The sequence below is a fragment of the Emticicia oligotrophica DSM 17448 genome (assembly GCF_000263195.1).
GTDB lineage: Bacteria > Bacteroidota > Bacteroidia > Cytophagales > Spirosomataceae > Emticicia > Emticicia oligotrophica.
Window position 1 is genome coordinate 2,080,655 of sequence record NC_018748.1, and the last position, 16,820, is coordinate 2,097,474.

The following is a 16,820-nucleotide window of genomic DNA, read 5'->3' on the forward strand; positions in this document are numbered from 1 at the left end:
AATTATTCAATATTTACATGAATGGTTATTTTATATGGGCTATAATGATTCTTTTAATGATGAAGATAAAAGTTTATGATTCGCTTCTGAGGAAACGCGTAGAAGAAATTTGCGATTTGCGATTTGTGAATAAGTTAAAGGTTTTGCTTGGAAGATTGAAAAAATCCGCTGCCTGAGCGAAGTCGAAGGCAGCGGATTTTTCAATTAAAAAATCTTCATCCACTTTCCTTGCTCTTTCATCACTAACTCAATGACTTCACGAACGGCACAATCTCCGCCTTTGCGAGTAGCATTATAATTAGCTACCTCTATGATTTCTTCCACCGCATCGGCTGGACAAGCTGAAAGTACCCCACGATGTTTCATAATTTCCCAATCGGGTAAATCATCGCCCATAAATACAACTTCTTCGGCAGAAAGATTATTATCAGCAATATATTTATCAAAAACACCAAGTTTTTGGTCGGTTCCTACGCCAAGAAAAATATCTTTTACACCTAGAGGGGAAAGTCTTTCTCTAATACTTTCTTCTTTTCCGCCCGAAATAATGGCAATTCTAAAACCAGAACGAACAGCTTTCCCAATCGCATAGCCATCTTTAACATTGAAAACACGAGCCAATTCGCCTCCTCGGAGTGCAATTACGGTGGCATCAGTTAAAACACCATCTACATCAAAAATGAACGTTGTGATTTTTCTTAATTGCGATTTTAATTTAATATCCATGAAATACGGTTTAGGTCTTGTAAATTATTCTGCATAAAATTCGTATAATTTCGTTTAATTCGTGTTATATGCGTAGCAATATTTTTATGTCTCTTAGAATACCGCCTAAATTACTGCAAATAATTAAGTATCGCTCAGTGAAAGTTCCCCTATTTCTTTTAGGGCTAATCTTAATATTGAATATACTATTTCCACCCAAAATAGAGGTAAACTTTTCTACCATCATCACTGACCGAAATGGACAAATACTACATACATTTTTGAGTAAAGATGAAAAATGGCGAATGTTTGTAACGCTTGAAGAAATTACGCCCGTACTTCGAAAAGCCATTTTGGCCAAAGAGGATAAATACTTTTATTATCATTTTGGTGTGAATCCTGTGGCAATTATACGTGCAACGGTAAACAATGTTTTGAAAAAACGTAGAACTTCAGGGGCAAGTACCATTACGATGCAAGTAGTGAGAATGTTACGACCAAACAAACGAACGTATCTCAATAAAATAACAGAAATTTTGAGGGCAATTCAATTGGAGATTTTTTATTCTAAAGATGAAATTCTACAAATGTATCTCAATTTGGTGCCTTATGGCTCAAATATCGAAGGAATTAAATCTGCTTCTTATTTATATTTTCAAAAATCACCCGATAGATTAAGCTTAGCAGAGGTGACAACACTGGCTATTATTCCAAACCGACCCACAAGCTTACGATTAGGTACAAGAAATCCACTAATTACTGAAGAACGCAATAAATGGCTGAAACGTTTTGAACGTGAAAAGGTATTCGACTCCATACTAATCAATGATGCTATCAGAGAACCACTCAATGCATTTAGGCACGAGGCCCCCAAAGAAGCTCCTCATCTTTCTATTAGATTACAGAAGAATTTTCCTACAGAAGCTATTATCAAGGCCAGTGTAAGTAAAGCCATTCAAACTAAGGTAGAACAAATGGTGGCTAACTATGTGAACCGAACACGTGCCATGAATATTAATAATGCAGCAGTATTAGTGCTCAATAATGAAACAATGCAAATAGAAGCTTATGTGGGTTCGGCAGGCTTTGGAGATAAAATTGATGCTGGACAAGTTGATGGTATTCAGGCTATTCGTTCGCCGGGGAGTGCCCTCAAACCATTGCTTTATGCAACGGCTTTCGATAAAGGAATCCTTACACCTAAGAATATTATTAATGATGTACCAACCAATTTTAATGGTTTTGAGCCTGAAAATTTCGATAAGAAATTCAATGGAAAAGTTACTGTTGAGTTTGCATTGGCCAATTCGTTGAATATTCCAGCAGTGAAAGCAATAAGAGATTTAGGAAAAGTAGAATTGATTGAGAAGCTTAAAAAAGCTGATTTTCAGACAATTAGAAAGCAAGAAAAAGACTTGGGGCTTTCAATTGTATTAGGAGGCTGCGGGGTGACTCTTGAAGAGATGACCCAATTATATGCTTCATTTGCTAACGAAGGAAATTGGCAAAAAGCTAATTATTTATTTACTGAGAATCCCCAAAACTCAAAAGTGGAATTACTCAGTTCATCAGCGACTTATCTAATTACTGAAATCTTGGCTCAAATCAAACGCCCCGATTTACCCAATAATTTTGACTATACGTATCGTTTGCCCAAAATTTCTTGGAAAACAGGCACATCCTTTGGGCGAAGAGATGCGTGGAGTATTGGCTACAATAAAAAATATACGGTTGGTGTATGGGTTGGAAATTTCTCGGGAGAAGGTGTGCCAGAGCTAAGTGGTGCAGAAATAGCCACCCCACTCTTATTTCAGATTTTTAATACAATTGATTATAATAGTTCAAGCCAGTGGTTTCGACAACCCCAAGATGTCGTTTCTCGACAAGTGTGTGCAGAGTCGGGCGATTTACCTAGTGAGTATTGCAGCAATAAAATATTAGATTATTCAATAAAAAATATTTCGCACACGCACAAGTGTTCGCATTTGAAAAAAGTATATGTAAACCTTTCAGAATCAATGAGTTATTGTGTGCAATGTTTGCCCTCAGATGCTTACAAAGAAAAATTATACGCAAACCTTGCTCCAGAATTAATAAGTTTTTACGAACAGAAGCATATTCTGTATGATAAAATACCAGCACATAACCCTAATTGTACGCGTTTTTTCAGCGGAAGTACGAACGCACCTTTAATTACAAACCCTAACAATGGTAGTGAATATTATTTAAGCGAAAATGATTTGCAACAAATGCAATTGGCTTGTCAACCAGCCAATGATGTAAAGGAAGTTTATTGGTATGTAAATGATAAATTATTGCAGAAAACACCTGCCAATAAGGCTATTTTCTTTACAGCAACACAAGGTAAGGTAAAAATATCGTGCACAGATGATAAAGGAAGAAGTAGTAGTATAAGTATAATGGTGAAATAGGAGGTTAAAACTAATAAAGAAAAGAGGCTGCTTCATTTGAAGCAGCCTCTTTTCTTTATATTAAGATTCAGATTTATTCAGATTACTTTTATTTCTACTATAAAGGAAATAGACAGTTATACCAATTGCACTCCAAATTAAGAATGCATGCCATGTTTCTTTACGAACTTGTGTCATTAAGAATACATTGAATAACACACCCATTGGAGCTACAAACCACACTGCAGGGGCTTTATATGGGCGTTCTATATCTGGTTTTTGGTAGCGAAGTAATAGTACCGCACCCGAAATCATTGCAAAAGCTAAGAGTGTACCCATCGAACACATTTCAGAAACTTTATCAATAGGTGTTAAGGCTGATACAACTGACACGACCAATCCTACTAATAATGTGCTTTTCCAAGGTGTTTTGAAGCTTGGGTGAATTTCCTTAAAGAAATTCGGTAAAAGACCATCTTTTGCCATTCCTAAGAATACACGTGTTTGGCCTAACATCATCACGAGCATTACGGAAGTTAAACCAGCTACGGCAGCTAAAGTAATGATAAATACCGCCCACGGAAGGCCAGCATCTGCAAATGCAGAAGCAACTGGTGCTTTGAGGTCAAGCGTATCGTATTTTACCATACCTGTCAATACCAAAGAGACCAAAATGTAAAGTACTGTACAAATAACTAATGAGGCAATAATAGCAAACGGCACATCTTTTCTAGGATTAATAGCTTCACCTGCTTGCGTGGAAACGGCATCGAAACCAATATAGGCAAAGAATACAATTGTTGCGGCAGTAATTACTCCACTCCATCCGAAATGGCCTGTACCATCAGCATCAATTACTCTTTCCGGAATGAATGGTTGCCAGTTATCAACTTTAACGAAGAAGGCTCCAACTAAAATCACGAAAATCACAACGCTAAGTTTAACAATTACGATGATATTATTTGTTTTAGCTGATTCTTGGATACCTCTGACAAGAATAGTAGTAACAATCCAGGTAATGAAAAATGCCGCTATATTGAAAGCTGGAGTTGGGCCGTTTAGTCCAAGTTTTTCACCAGCAGTATAAGGGTCATTCATTAATACAGTAGGAAGCTCGATTCCGAATAAGTGTAAGAATTTTTCAAAATAGCCAGACCAAGCCACCGCTACCGTAGTAGCTCCCATCATATATTCCAATATTAGGTTCCAACCGATAATCCAAGCAAAAAACTCTCCAATTGTGCCATAAGAGTAGGCATAAGCAGAGCCTTCTACAGGTAGGATTGAGGCAAATTCACTGTAGCATAGTGAGGCAAATGTACAACCGATAGCGGCAATAATAAATGCGATTGCAAGAGCCGGCCCCGCATGGTCGTGGGCTGCAATACCTGTAAGCGTAAAAATACCACCACCAATGATTGCCCCAATACCAAGAGAGGTAAGACCCCATTTGGTTAGGACTCTTTTCAATTCTGATTTCTTCATATCAGCCTCAAACGCTGACATTGGCTTTTTACGCCAAATACTTCTTTCCATAAGGTTTTAGAGTTGGTTTTTATATTGTTTACGAAAATATAACGCAATATAAAACAAAAAAGGCTTGGTAAACCAAACCTTTTTCTTAAAATACGAAATATTCCTCCTCAAAATTAAAATTTGGGGCAAGAAAGTTCTTTTTTATTTCTTCTTTTTCTTATGTTATCTCTTTCGAAAGGGTCGAACTGATAAGCAATAGAAATCTCATGTGAGCCACCAGTTGCAAAGCCTAAACTGGATATGGTTATGTCATAGCTGTATCCGATGGAAAAGTTATCTTGCCTATAACCAAGTAGAAAAACAATGGCATCATGGTTAGTACGAGTAATATTAGGTTTTTTTATTGGAATACCTCTGTACCATAAACCCGCAGTAAGGGCTGAATAGGTTGCATAAAAACCCAAATCGAGTTGGTCAAACTTTCCTTGACGTTTGTATAAAAAGGCTGGCGATAATGAAAACTCTTTATCTACGTTTGCCGCATTAGTATAAGGATTCTCTAGCGGAATCTTTAAACCACCACTCACGCTCAATTTACGGGGGAGACAATCTCCTGTTGGACAACCTATGATTGGGCTATTAGCTGCTGTAGTAGAAAATGAATATGTCGGACGATTAATGTGGTGCATAGATACTCCTATCCATGAGCGACTATTGTAAAACAAAGCCCCACCACTGAAATCAACAAAATTGATAGGAGTGATATTGTTTGCACTTGCAAAAGGGTCTGTCGATGCATTTCCCGAAAACCCTTTATTGGTATATTGATCTCCAAAAGTTAACCCTAAGTAATCTAAGCTTTTATTCGAATACGTAGCTTGTGCTCCTAAGCGTAAAAAATTTTCTTCACTTACTTGAATTTGGTATGAATAAAGACCACTAACTTCTGTACTTTTTAATCTACCAGGCCCTTGAGAGTCATTCACAACCATCATTCCAATGCCACTATTTACTTTCTCAAGGTAGTGGTCAACAGAGAAAGCAGATGTCACAAAGTTAGCATTGATTGATGGCCATTGGTTACGATAATTGGCAATCAGACGCGGTGCATAGGCACTACCCGCAAATGCAGGGTTCTGATACATCGGTGCTGCATAAAACTGTGAAAACTGAGCGTCTTGAGCAATACAATTCCAGTACACAAAAGACAGAAGGATAATTCCCCAATAGAGTTTTTTCATTGCCTAAATTAAAATCATAACAATGTGAAAATTTTTAGCAAAATTCATTCCAAATAGATAATAAGTGATTATTAAACGGATTTAATGGTGTTTAACGTATTTTTTGTAACGAATGTTTGTAAAAATACGTCTTTATAGCATAATTGGTAATATAATTAATAAAGTATCAATATTTTGAATGAGGTTTAGATTGGAGCTATTCAAATAAAATAACAAAAAAAGTCGTTTAATTATTTAAACCACCTTGATTATTTGTGTGTTTATTAAATTAGCCCAACAATTAACGAATTATGAAAGGTCGTATCAGTGTTTCACTTCGGATTTTTTTGCTGATTGCCACATTTACATACATATCTTTCGATTCAATCGCACAGTTTTATGTAGGAGGCAAGTTGTGTATCGGTTCTGCCGCTCCGACAACTCCGCCCGCGTCATCGGGTTCTTCTTCTTCAAATACTACCACAGATTGTACAGGCGAACCTACCATATTTTTTGATGAAGATAAAGATGCAACTGCTTGGCAGTGGAATTTTGGAGACCCTAACTCTACTACTGATGTATCGAATCTTCGTAATCCCCAGTATTTTTATTCAATACCTGGCAAATATACCGTAACACTTATTCGAACGGTAAATGGAACAGTTCAGCCACCCGTTACTAAAGAAATTACAATAAGCGAACCTCCAGAACAACCCTTACTTTTAGGAAAAGCAAAGGGGGAGACAACGGTTTGTGATGGAAAAACATTAACGCTCGACCCATACAGTCAGAAGACACCACCGCCGGGAGTAAAGTTCTTGTGGTTTCCTGGTGGAGAAACTACTCAGACCATCAATGTAACAAAAACAGGGTGTTATTCGGTTGAGGTTTTTGACGCAGCTGGGGGGTGTTCAAGAATAGCACAAATAAATGTTAAGTTTTGTCTGCAAGAATCTAATGGTGGCGGTACTGAAAAATGGTATTTTGGTGATGGAGCAACATTAGATTTTCAGGCTATTACTGGAAGCCCGATTCCGAGAGACCCCTTAGCAAGTAGCGGAGCTTTATTTGGAGATCCACAGCAAAATCAACCAGTGTTTGTACCCACACCAGCTACTGCTAGTAATCCAGTAAAATCGCCTGAAGGTGTAGCAATGGTTTATGACCCAAAAGGCTCTTTAGTTTTTTACACTGACGGAATCGATGTCTATGACGCTGATAATAACCTCGTGCCAGCAATTCCGTCATTAACCGATGGAAAGCTAGATGGCACTAACACCGCCACTCAATCGGCAGTAATCATTCCTAAAAATACATGTAATGAGTGTCCTCATCACTTATATTATATCTACACTATTAATAAAAACACAGGGTTATTGTCTTATAGTGTAGTAGATATTCGTAGAAATAATGGTAAAGGTGCAATAATTGAGAAAAATGTTCCTGTTAATTTACAGACTAGTCAAAGAATTACAGCAATTAAGACTCAAGATGAAACAGGTTTTTATGTTTATTCACATGATGCCGGAACAAATACATTTAGAATTTTGAAGGTAGAGTCAACTGGAACAACAGAATTTACGCAAAATTTGGGTTTAGTTCACGATGATGCTACTAGCCAGCAAGGGTATATGAAAATTTCAGGTACTGGAGCGAAACTAGCGATTGCTGTGGTAAAAGGGGGTAAAAATTATGTTGAAGTTTTCGATATTAACCCTGCGACTGGGCGTTTGGGAAGTTCTCCACTTACGATAGACTTGGGCATACCAGCCCCGCCCAATGTATATGGAGTAGAGTTTTCAGATGATGAAAAAAAACTATATGTAACTCTAAAAGGAGACCCAACTAAAGGAGAAACATCATACTTGTATCAGCTTAACTTAATTCTGAATGACCCCAAAGAAATAACCAATAAAAAAATAAAAATAGATGAATCTGCTATTCTATCATTCGGGGCTTTGCAAAGTGGGCCTGTAAATGGGCCAGGTAATAAATCTATCTACATGGCTATAGAAGGTAGTAGGTATATACCTTACATTCAACTTCCAAACGAATTAGGTAATGCAAGTGTTGTTGGATATCAACCTATTACTGGTGGTTCTGGTGCCGACTTGTTAGGTACAAGTGGCTGGGGGTTCCCGAATGTTATTCAAGCAAAACAAAATCAAGAAGGAGAAGGTTTAGGGGCAACTTATGAAGGGAATTGCCAGAATCAACCAACTATATTTAAAACCGAGGGTGTGTGTAGTCCAATGAAGGCCGAGGCAACTTGGGATTTTGGCGATGGAACTACAGGCACTGGTTTAACAACTTCACATATTTATACCAAGCCTGGAAAATATAAAATCAAACTGATGTTAACTGTTTATTCTGAGACAGTAGTAAGTCAGAATATAAATATCCCCTTGTTAAACAATTTATTGGGAAATGCATTAAAAGAGAAATGTAAGGATTTTATAGTAAATGATGAAATTTATATCAAGCCTACACCAGAACTAAACCTACCAGATGAAACTTTTGTCTGTATTCCTGATGGAGAAAAAATAACACTTGACCCCAAGGGGCAAAACTTAGATAATCCTAAGTATCTATGGAACTATGAAAGCCGTACAACACCAACAATTGAAGTTAATGCTGCAGGAATTGTTAGCGTAAAAGTTACTAATGTTTTTGCAAATGCAACCACCTGTTTAGCCACAGATAATGTTGAGGTAAAAGAAGGATGTGAGCCCCGATTATTTGTTCCTGAAATATTTACTGTAAATAATGATTATATTAATGATGTCCTTGATATACCTCATGCTTACATTAAAGACTTTGATTTACGGATTTATAATCGTTGGGGGGAAATAATATTTGAGTCTAGTGACCCTGATAATAGATGGGATGGCAGCTATAAAGGCGAAGTTATGGCTCCAATGATGTATGCCTACGTGGTAAGTTATAAGAGCTCTTACTTTCCCAATCGTGAAAAGATAACCAAAAGAGGGGGAATCTTTTTGGTGAATTAATCGCCCAAAGTTTTTATATTTGGGCATTATTTGAAAAATCTTTCCTCAATTTCATGCGACAAGACTACATAAAAGGCGACGGCGATGGACTCTCTCCCGTAGAAAAGGAGATAGAAAAGGCTTTAAGACCTCTTTCTTTTGATGATTTTACGGGACAAGATAAAATTCTTGAAAATCTAAAAGTTTTCGTTTTGGCTGCAAAGCAACGAAAAGAAGCACTCGACCATGTGTTACTTCATGGCCCCCCAGGACTTGGAAAAACTACGCTATCAAATATTATTGCCAACGAATTAGGCACAAACATCAAAATTACATCGGGGCCAGTTTTAGATAAGCCAAGTGATTTGGCAGGTTTACTTACTAATTTAGAGCCTTTTGATGTATTATTTATTGATGAGATACATCGCTTAAACCCCATTGTGGAAGAATATTTATACTCTGCAATGGAGGATTACAGAATAGATATCATGCTCGATTCTGGCCCCAATGCTCGGAGTGTACAAATAGGCCTCAATCCATTTACTTTAATAGGAGCTACAACCCGTTCTGGGCTTCTTACCTCGCCACTTCGGGCAAGGTTTGGCATTAACTCACGCTTGGAGTATTATGATGCAGAATTATTAACTAAAATCGTTAAGCGTTCGGCTTTTATACTCAACACACCTATTAATGATGATGGAGCTTACGAAATAGCTCGTAGAAGCCGCGGAACACCCCGTATTGCGAATAATCTCCTTCGTCGTACAAGAGATTTTGCCCAAGTAAAAGGTAATGGTAAAATAACCGTTGAAATTGCACAAATGGCATTGACTGCCCTCGATGTAGACCAAGATGGGCTCGACGAAATGGATAACAGAATTTTGCAAACAATCATAGAAAAGTTTAAAGGCGGCCCAGTGGGTTTATCAACTATTGCAACGGCAGTAGGGGAAGAAGCCGAAACCATTGAAGAAGTTTACGAACCATTCTTAATACAAGAGGGCTATTTAAAACGCACAGCTCGTGGTCGAGAGGCTACAGAAAAGGCCTACAAACACCTGAATATCTTGCCTAAATACCGTCTCGGAGAATTATTTTAATTTAAACAGTGACTAAATCCTGTTTGAACCGTATACATTATATGTATATGTAAAATTTGGTTTAATGATATGAGTGGTTATTTCCAGAAACTAAATACTCTATTATTAGATTTATCTATCGGTGTTTATCAGTCTGTTTGGCATTCTAATACACATGCTTTTTATGAATTTATATATTTATTACATCAGTACCAGTAATTATGCATTTAAAAAATGAATTGAGGCTCAAAAGCCTTTTAAAAGGCATAAGTTGGAGGTTAGTAGGTACAGTTGACACTCTATTTATTGCTTATATTATTACAGGCGATACAATAAAATCATTATCTATTGGAGGAGTAGAAGTATTTACCAAAATACTTCTATTTTATATACACGAAAGAGCTTGGAGTAAAGTTTCAGAAAAATATTGGAATAAGGCAAAAAAAATTTTTTCATTTGCCCAGCCTAAAAATAATATCATAAATAGTGACGAATGGTTGGTTAATCGTTCGATGAGAGAGCAAAAAAACAATCATAGCGGGTGTGTTATTTGGTTGACGGGGTTATCAGGTGCAGGTAAAACAACTATTGCAAGATATTTAGAACAAAAGCTTTTTGGTGATGGATATGCTGTGAAAATTCTTGATGGTGATAATTTACGAAGTGGTTTAAATGCTGATTTAGGATTTTCAGAGGAAGATAGGAAAGAAAATATTCGTAGAACAGCCGAACTTGCAAAGGCCTTTGTTGATACAGGTTTTATTACAATTGTCTCGTTAATAACTCCCAAAGAGTCTTTCAGAGAGTTAGCAAAGCAAATAATCGGGGAGAAGGATTTTCATTTAATTTATATTGATGCTTCCTTAGAAGAATGTGAAAGAAGAGATGTGAAAGGCTTGTACGCAAAGGCAAGAAGAGGCGAAATTAAGGATTTTACTGGGATTTCTGCACGAAATACATTTGAAAAGCCAATAGATAGTAAACTTATTTTAAATACTCAAGAAACAAATGTAAATGCTTGTGTTTTTGAGCTTTACTCTTTCATAAATACAGTTAGTACTTTTTCAGGTTTACCAGATAGTAATTTTCACAAATAAGGAAAGCCCTTTAAAATAGAATATATAATAAAAGAAAAAAACTTTTCCATAAGAAAATAACCCTAAAAAGATAAGTTAAAACAATTTGCTAGACCTTCAAAGGTGACTTGTAGAATTACTTTTAATTTAAGTAAATATATAACTAAAACCTTACTTTTGTAAAATTTGGAGAATTAATAATTTAATATTGGCAAGCTTTTAAAAGCCTGTGTAGCTGAAAAATTTCACCAAATGGCAAAGTGTCTTTTTAATTTTAAGAAATAAGTAAGATCGAAAGACTTTGATATTAAGTATTATGAATATATGAAGCAGTAAGATATTACAAAAATAACAATTTTCTCTCCAATATTGAAAAACAAAAGTGTGTAAGCTAATATTTAATTATGGAACAAAATTAAAAGTAATAATAAAATATGGTGGAGATAAAAGGCTTTATTAATAACAAAATTTGCGAATATTTAAGATAACCAAGTTGCTTCTTTACTAATGGGGATTTTGAAGAAATTCTTGAATATTGTTTTAAAGTATCAAGGCGTTTCGGTAAGCAATGCAAATATTTGGTTATTTGTCTACAATTATGCTAAGGAACAAATAAGCCAAATAAAACTTTTAAGTCAAAAGTACATAAAAGATATACTAATTTATAATCTTTTACATGTTTAGGTAATAAAGGGAAATTCAATAAATTATGAATTTTAATAGAAAGAAGATAAAAGTTAATAGAACCCTAACCCTAAAACATTTTTGATAATGTCTGAATCCATAAAAAATATACTTTAAAATAAAGTATCAGTAATTTTACTTTTAAAGATAGATTGTTAATGTTATTGGGTAAATTTATTAAAATACTATTATTGGTTTGAGTTAATATAAGAGATTGAGAAGGCTTAATCTAATTATTAATTTTGTGTTTTTATATAAAAAAATGGTTTCATTGAAAAAAAAGAAAATAATTATAATATTGGGAATGGCCAGGTCGGGTACTTCATTTTTAGCAAGCTGGCTATATAAATGTGGTTTATCTTTAGGGCAAGATTTGCTTGAGGCAGATGATATTTGGAATGAAAAGGGCTTTTTTGAAGATAAATCAATAATAAAACTCAACAACAAAGTTTTCAAGAGAACTTTCAATATCATAGATAAATTTTTTGTGAAATTTAATATCGCATCAAAGGTTATACCCAATGATAAGGAAGAAGCAAAAAAGATAATAGTTTTAAGAAATAGTCAAAACGATCAGTGGGGTTGGAAGGTACCAAGTACCACCATGCTTTGGGAAAAACTTTGGTTTCAAGCTTTGAAAGAGCTTAATTTGACTGAAGATATCTTTATTTTTGTTTGCTTCAGAGAATATCAAAAAGTTGTAGATTCTTTGATGAGGGTAAAATATTTGAAATGCCAAAAAAATCACGTTTTCAAACTGCATTTTAATTTATTTAAAAATAGATATGCCAATAATTATTTAAGAGAGTGGATTGTAAATAACCAAGAAATACTGAAGTTGTATAATACAAAACAACTCACTGATTCGATAATTCCCGTTAATACACAAATGGTTTTAGATAACAGTGAAAGTATTTACAAAAAACTAAAAGACGTTGGAGTTGAAATCAATTATGTAGACCCTAAAAGTATATATGAAAAAACTTTGATGGATAGAAAGGTAGAGCTTAGTTATTTATTAGAATCAAAGATAGTCAATGAAGCTAAACTTGTAGAAAAGCAGATGCTAGAACTTTTGAGTAATAGTAAATTTTAAATAGAGGTAATTTAAAGCTAATAGAAAGTTACTATAGTATTAAGGGATTTATAATAGAAATGCTTATAATCATAGTTGAGTTAAATTATATTAATTTGATTTAAGATTTTTTAACTAACGAATATCAATTAATTTTAAGTTTGTTTTATTTGGTAATATGTATATTTGGTTTCATGTGAAGAATTTAGCATTCTAAATCTTTTATCTTATGGTATTAAAAAACTACTTATTTTGGGTGAACTATATTTTCGCAAACAAATTTGGTCAAAAAATACTTCATTTACTGTTAAAAATAACTACATATTTAATGGGTGTTGGCTCAGGTACTGGGGTTCAAGATAGTGGAGAAAAGGATATATTTAATAAATTGAAGAAGATAAAACATGATAATTTTATAATTTTTGATATTGGGGCAAATAGGGGGCAATTTTTAGAGTTAACTTGTAAGTCATTAGATGACTCTTCTTTTACAGTTCATTGCTTTGAGCCCTCTGTACATACCTTTAGAGAATTAAAAAAAAATGCTCCTAAAAATAAAAGTATTATTCTCAATAATTTTGGGTTAGGTGAAAAAACAGGTGTTTTAACACTTTATTATGATGATTATTTATCAGGCTTAGCTTCTCTAACCAAGAGAGATTTAGATTTTATTGGCATTGATTATAGTAAAAAAGAATCAGTAGAAATAAAAACCCTAGATGAGTATTGTGAAAATAATAAAATAGAAGTAATAGATTTATTAAAAGTAGATGTAGAGGGCCACGAAATGGACGTTTTTAAAGGCGGGATTAATATGATTCAAAATCAAAATGTGAAGATGATAAGTTTTGAGTTTGGTGGCTGTAATGTGGATACCCACACTCACTTTAAAGATTTTTTTATATTTATGAATAAAAACCACTATGATGTTTACAGAATAACACCAACTGGATATTGTTATAAAATAGAGAAATATAAAGAAATATTTGAGCAGTTTAGAACAACTAATTTTTTGGCAATACTGAATAAATCGTGAACATGACTGTTAAACTTAACGATAAAGTTATTTTCATTAGGAGTGCATTTTTGGGAGATTTCCTAGTCTGCTTACCAGTAATAAATCAAATAATTCGTGACAATAACTTAACTAAAAATAATATTTACTTTCTAATTATAAATAATAGTGGAGCAAACCCAATAAATGCTATTTTTGGTGACGACCACATATTTTCGAAAAATTCGATCGTATTCAATACCCATAAATACTTAGAAAGTTTATGGAAGTGCTTTAAATTTTTCAAAATGGTGTCACATGAGAGGAAGTTAATCTATCTTCCAATGTGGTATGATTCATTTAAAGGACAGATATTGAAATATGTAACATTCAAATTCATCTTTGGACTAAATAAGCATATATATGGTATATTCAAACAAAATAGTGAAAATAGAAAAGTGGTATCCCAATACCTCAATCCTTTTGTAGTTTTGGGTTTAGAATTTAATACTTCATATAATTGTTTGGATTTATTCGGAATGCCAGCAATCTCAATAAATAATAAAAATAGGCCATTTTTAATATATCCATATTCTAAATTAAAAATGAAGATTTGGCCTTCAGAGAAATATGTTAATTTGATAAACAAAATTATTGAAACATACAACCCAGATATATTTTTAATTGGAGGAAAAGATGATTACGAATACAATCAAACTATTAAAAACCATTTTTTGAAGAACGACAAAATACAAAACATTGCTGGAACATTGTCAGTGAAACAGACAATTGAGCTAATGTTAAGGTCAGAAGTTTTTATAGGTAATGATGGTTTTCCTATGCATTTAGCTGCTATAGCCAACCTTCCAATTATAGGTATTTTTACGTATAAAAATCCTCTAGGATGTTGGGATCCAATAATAGTAGATAAAATGATAACTGTAAGGACCGATACAAAATGCAAACTTTGTTATTTAGCGGAATGTGATAATCCAATTTGTATATTAAAAACAAGTGAAGAAATAATATTTAACAAATTACAGAAACTATTGATCTCAAATGTCCCAATAAAAGAAATAAATGTAAACTTTTGTAATCAATAGTTAATTGAGTTGAAACTCAAAACTAAATGTTAATTGTGTTTTAGAGTTGCTTGAGAAATTATATGGATTCAAAAGTAGTTTTCAAGTTCTTCTTTACAATTGCTATTACTGTTAAGGATTCACACTTCGGTTTAATAAGTATTTAATAAATACGCATTTAGAGTACACTATTGGCCATATTATCATAATAAGATTCTAATAATAAAAAGGTATCATTAGGTTTTAAGTGTTTGAACAATTTATTGAGCTGAAAGAAAAGATAAGATATAAAATTAATAATATGAGTAATTTAAGTATTTTAATCGAACAATTAAAACCCTTTAATTGTCATGATAAATTAAGAATCGGAAGTGTGTATGATGGGGGGTATATTATGCCTGAAAAAACTCTTAGAGATGCAGATTGTTTGTTATCGTTTGGTGTGTCTACAAATATTGATTTTGAAGAGCATTTTTTAAAACTAAATCAATCGGTTGAAATATACATGTATGACCCATTTATTGGTTTTAGGGAAGATTTTGTCCGACTTATCAAAAGGGTGTTCAAAAAAGATGAGACGATAATCAAAAGAGAAATTAAATTAGCGGATAACCCATTCTATTTTGTAAAGGATAAAGGTCTTTTACGACAGTCAGTAGAACGTGCTTTTCATTGGATAAAATTTTATAAATTTATTGCACAAAATAAAGTTTTTTTTAGAAAGATAGGCTTAAGGAATTATTGTGATTCAAAATTCACAAATTTTCAATCAATTTTTTCAAATGATATCATTTTAAGTAAAAAGTCAATTGTATTGAAAATAGATATTGAAGGAGATGAGTATATCGTATTTGATGATTTAATAAATTTTGTTACTAATATTAGTGTAATTCTATTCGAGTTTCATGATGTAAAAAATAATTATATAGAATTAACAAATATCATCAAAAAACTAAAAGAGATTGGTTTATATTTAGTACATATACATGGGAATAACTCAGATGTTTTAGTGGAGGGTTCCACAATTCCTAATACTTTAGAATTAACATTTTGTAAGGCAGAATATTGCAATTATCCCGAAATAGACGAATCAAAATATCCAGTAAATAATTTAGATGCACCATGTAATCCTAAAAAAGTAGATTATATGCTTGATTTCCTCAATTAAATTCTTTTTACATGTTTGAAAATACACAATTACCTTTTTCAATACTTATAAATACCTCTGATAATTTCGAAGACTGTTGGTCTCCATTTTTTTTATTATTCTCGAAAAACTGGAAAGAGTGTCAGTATCCGATATATCTAAACACTGAGTTCAAAGAATTTAATTATCCATCACTCAATATTATTTCGACTAAAGTTCATGAGAAAATCACTAACCGTAAATTGACATGGAGTGAATGCCTAATAAGGGCTGTAGAGAAAATAGAGACACCATTAATATTATATTTTCAAGAAGATTACTTTTTAGACCAAGAAGTGAATACATCATTTATTCAAAATATAGCGTCAAAAATGCTTGAAAATGAAGATGTTAAACGAATAGGCTTAATAGAAACCGATAGTTTTGGGAAACTGTATCCTACAGAAGACCCAAATATTTGGGAGGTTTCGCATACGGCTCGTTATATTACTTCCACACAGGTTTCACTATGGAGAAAAGAAGCTTTATTGAAATATTTGAAACCCGAGGAAAATGGATGGATGTTTGAAATTTTTGGTACTTGGAGGGCAAGAAAAAATATAAAAGATAAATTTTTAACAATTAATAGAGATAAGTTTTCTGGAAAAAACAGGATAGTCTCATATATACACACAGGTATAATAAAAGGTAAGTGGCATCCAGCAATCCCAGAACTATTTAGTCAAAATTCTATTCAAATTGACTTTTCCAAAAGAGGGTTTTATAATTTGAATATATCTACCATCAAACGTAAGATAGAAACATTTAATAAATTAACCTCATCTACCAGTTTATTATTAAAAGCCGTGAAAGAACGCCTTTTCTAAATCCATGTAGAACTT

Annotated in this window: 12 protein-coding genes; 9 read left to right on the top strand and 3 right to left on the bottom strand. The window is 33.4% G+C overall.

The annotated features are described in order from the left end of the window. Window positions 1-204: 204 nt before the first annotated feature. Window positions 205-726, bottom strand: a complete 522-nt coding sequence (locus EMTOL_RS08600; RefSeq protein ID WP_015028890.1) for a KdsC family phosphatase — start codon at window positions 724-726, stop codon at window positions 205-207. A gap of 68 nt (window positions 727-794) precedes the next feature. Between EMTOL_RS08600 and pbpC the strand changes: the two genes are divergently transcribed. After that, a complete protein-coding gene (pbpC, locus tag EMTOL_RS08605; protein WP_015028891.1) occupies window positions 795-3,137 on the top strand; it encodes a penicillin-binding protein 1C in 2,343 nt (780 codons plus the stop codon). 60 nt (window positions 3,138-3,197) lie between these two features. On the opposite strand, the gene EMTOL_RS08610 is transcribed toward pbpC, so the two are convergent. Continuing rightward, window positions 3,198-4,652 (bottom strand): APC family permease, encoded by a 1,455-nt coding sequence (locus tag EMTOL_RS08610; protein ID WP_015028892.1) that lies wholly within the window; start codon window positions 4,650-4,652, stop codon window positions 3,198-3,200. Between the two features lie 113 nt (window positions 4,653-4,765). Further along, window positions 4,766-5,833 carry a PorP/SprF family type IX secretion system membrane protein gene (locus EMTOL_RS08615; protein ID WP_015028893.1) on the bottom strand — a complete coding sequence of 356 codons (1,068 nt, stop codon included), beginning with the start codon at window positions 5,831-5,833 and terminating at the stop codon, window positions 4,766-4,768. Window positions 5,834-6,123: 290 nt separating this feature from the next. Here EMTOL_RS08615 and EMTOL_RS08620 point away from each other — a divergent pair, with 290 nt between their 5' ends. The 8 genes from EMTOL_RS08620 to EMTOL_RS08655 all read left to right on the top strand — a co-directional run bounded on the left by EMTOL_RS08620 (window position 6,124) and on the right by EMTOL_RS08655 (window position 16,805). After that, window positions 6,124-8,823 (top strand): PKD domain-containing protein, encoded by a 2,700-nt coding sequence (locus EMTOL_RS08620; protein ID WP_015028894.1) that lies wholly within the window; start codon window positions 6,124-6,126, stop codon window positions 8,821-8,823. Between the two features lie 53 nt (window positions 8,824-8,876). Then, entirely contained in the window at window positions 8,877-9,902 is a 1,026-nt protein-coding gene (gene ruvB / locus EMTOL_RS08625) for a Holliday junction branch migration DNA helicase RuvB (protein WP_015028895.1), read from the top strand. Between the two features lie 200 nt (window positions 9,903-10,102). Continuing rightward, window positions 10,103-10,978, top strand: a complete 876-nt coding sequence (cysC, locus tag EMTOL_RS08630) for an adenylyl-sulfate kinase (RefSeq protein ID WP_015028897.1) — start codon at window positions 10,103-10,105, stop codon at window positions 10,976-10,978. A gap of 925 nt (window positions 10,979-11,903) precedes the next feature. Beyond that, the gene (locus EMTOL_RS08635; RefSeq protein WP_015028898.1) at window positions 11,904-12,737 is read left to right on the top strand and encodes a sulfotransferase family protein; all 834 of its coding nucleotides are present in this window, start codon (window positions 11,904-11,906) and stop codon (window positions 12,735-12,737) included. Between the two features lie 208 nt (window positions 12,738-12,945). After that, window positions 12,946-13,752: an FkbM family methyltransferase gene (locus EMTOL_RS08640; RefSeq protein WP_015028899.1), complete on the top strand. Its 807-nt coding sequence runs from the start codon at window positions 12,946-12,948 to the stop codon at window positions 13,750-13,752. A 2-nt stretch (window positions 13,753-13,754) separates the two neighbouring features. Beyond that, entirely contained in the window at window positions 13,755-14,813 is a 1,059-nt protein-coding gene (locus EMTOL_RS08645) for a glycosyltransferase family 9 protein (protein WP_015028900.1), read from the top strand. A gap of 226 nt (window positions 14,814-15,039) precedes the next feature. After that, window positions 15,040-15,960: a hypothetical protein gene (locus EMTOL_RS21740; protein WP_052315359.1), complete on the top strand. Its 921-nt coding sequence runs from the start codon at window positions 15,040-15,042 to the stop codon at window positions 15,958-15,960. Window positions 15,961-15,971: 11 nt separating this feature from the next. Beyond that, window positions 15,972-16,805 carry a hypothetical protein gene (locus EMTOL_RS08655; protein WP_015028902.1) on the top strand — a complete coding sequence of 278 codons (834 nt, stop codon included), beginning with the start codon at window positions 15,972-15,974 and terminating at the stop codon, window positions 16,803-16,805. Window positions 16,806-16,820 lie beyond the last annotated feature (15 nt).

Coding starts and splice junctions, on each gene's coding strand:
- EMTOL_RS08600 (WP_015028890.1), bottom strand. CDS start 726: ATGGATATTAAATTAAAATCGCAATTAAGAAAAATCACAACGTTCATT.
- pbpC (WP_015028891.1), top strand. CDS start 795: ATGCGTAGCAATATTTTTATGTCTCTTAGAATACCGCCTAAATTACTG.
- EMTOL_RS08610 (WP_015028892.1), bottom strand. CDS start 4,652: ATGGAAAGAAGTATTTGGCGTAAAAAGCCAATGTCAGCGTTTGAGGCT.
- EMTOL_RS08615 (WP_015028893.1), bottom strand. CDS start 5,833: ATGAAAAAACTCTATTGGGGAATTATCCTTCTGTCTTTTGTGTACTGG.
- EMTOL_RS08620 (WP_015028894.1), top strand. CDS start 6,124: ATGAAAGGTCGTATCAGTGTTTCACTTCGGATTTTTTTGCTGATTGCC.
- ruvB (WP_015028895.1), top strand. CDS start 8,877: ATGCGACAAGACTACATAAAAGGCGACGGCGATGGACTCTCTCCCGTA.
- cysC (WP_015028897.1), top strand. CDS start 10,103: ATGCATTTAAAAAATGAATTGAGGCTCAAAAGCCTTTTAAAAGGCATA.
- EMTOL_RS08635 (WP_015028898.1), top strand. CDS start 11,904: ATGGTTTCATTGAAAAAAAAGAAAATAATTATAATATTGGGAATGGCC.
- EMTOL_RS08640 (WP_015028899.1), top strand. CDS start 12,946: ATGGTATTAAAAAACTACTTATTTTGGGTGAACTATATTTTCGCAAAC.
- EMTOL_RS08645 (WP_015028900.1), top strand. CDS start 13,755: ATGACTGTTAAACTTAACGATAAAGTTATTTTCATTAGGAGTGCATTT.
- EMTOL_RS08655 (WP_015028902.1), top strand. CDS start 15,972: ATGTTTGAAAATACACAATTACCTTTTTCAATACTTATAAATACCTCT.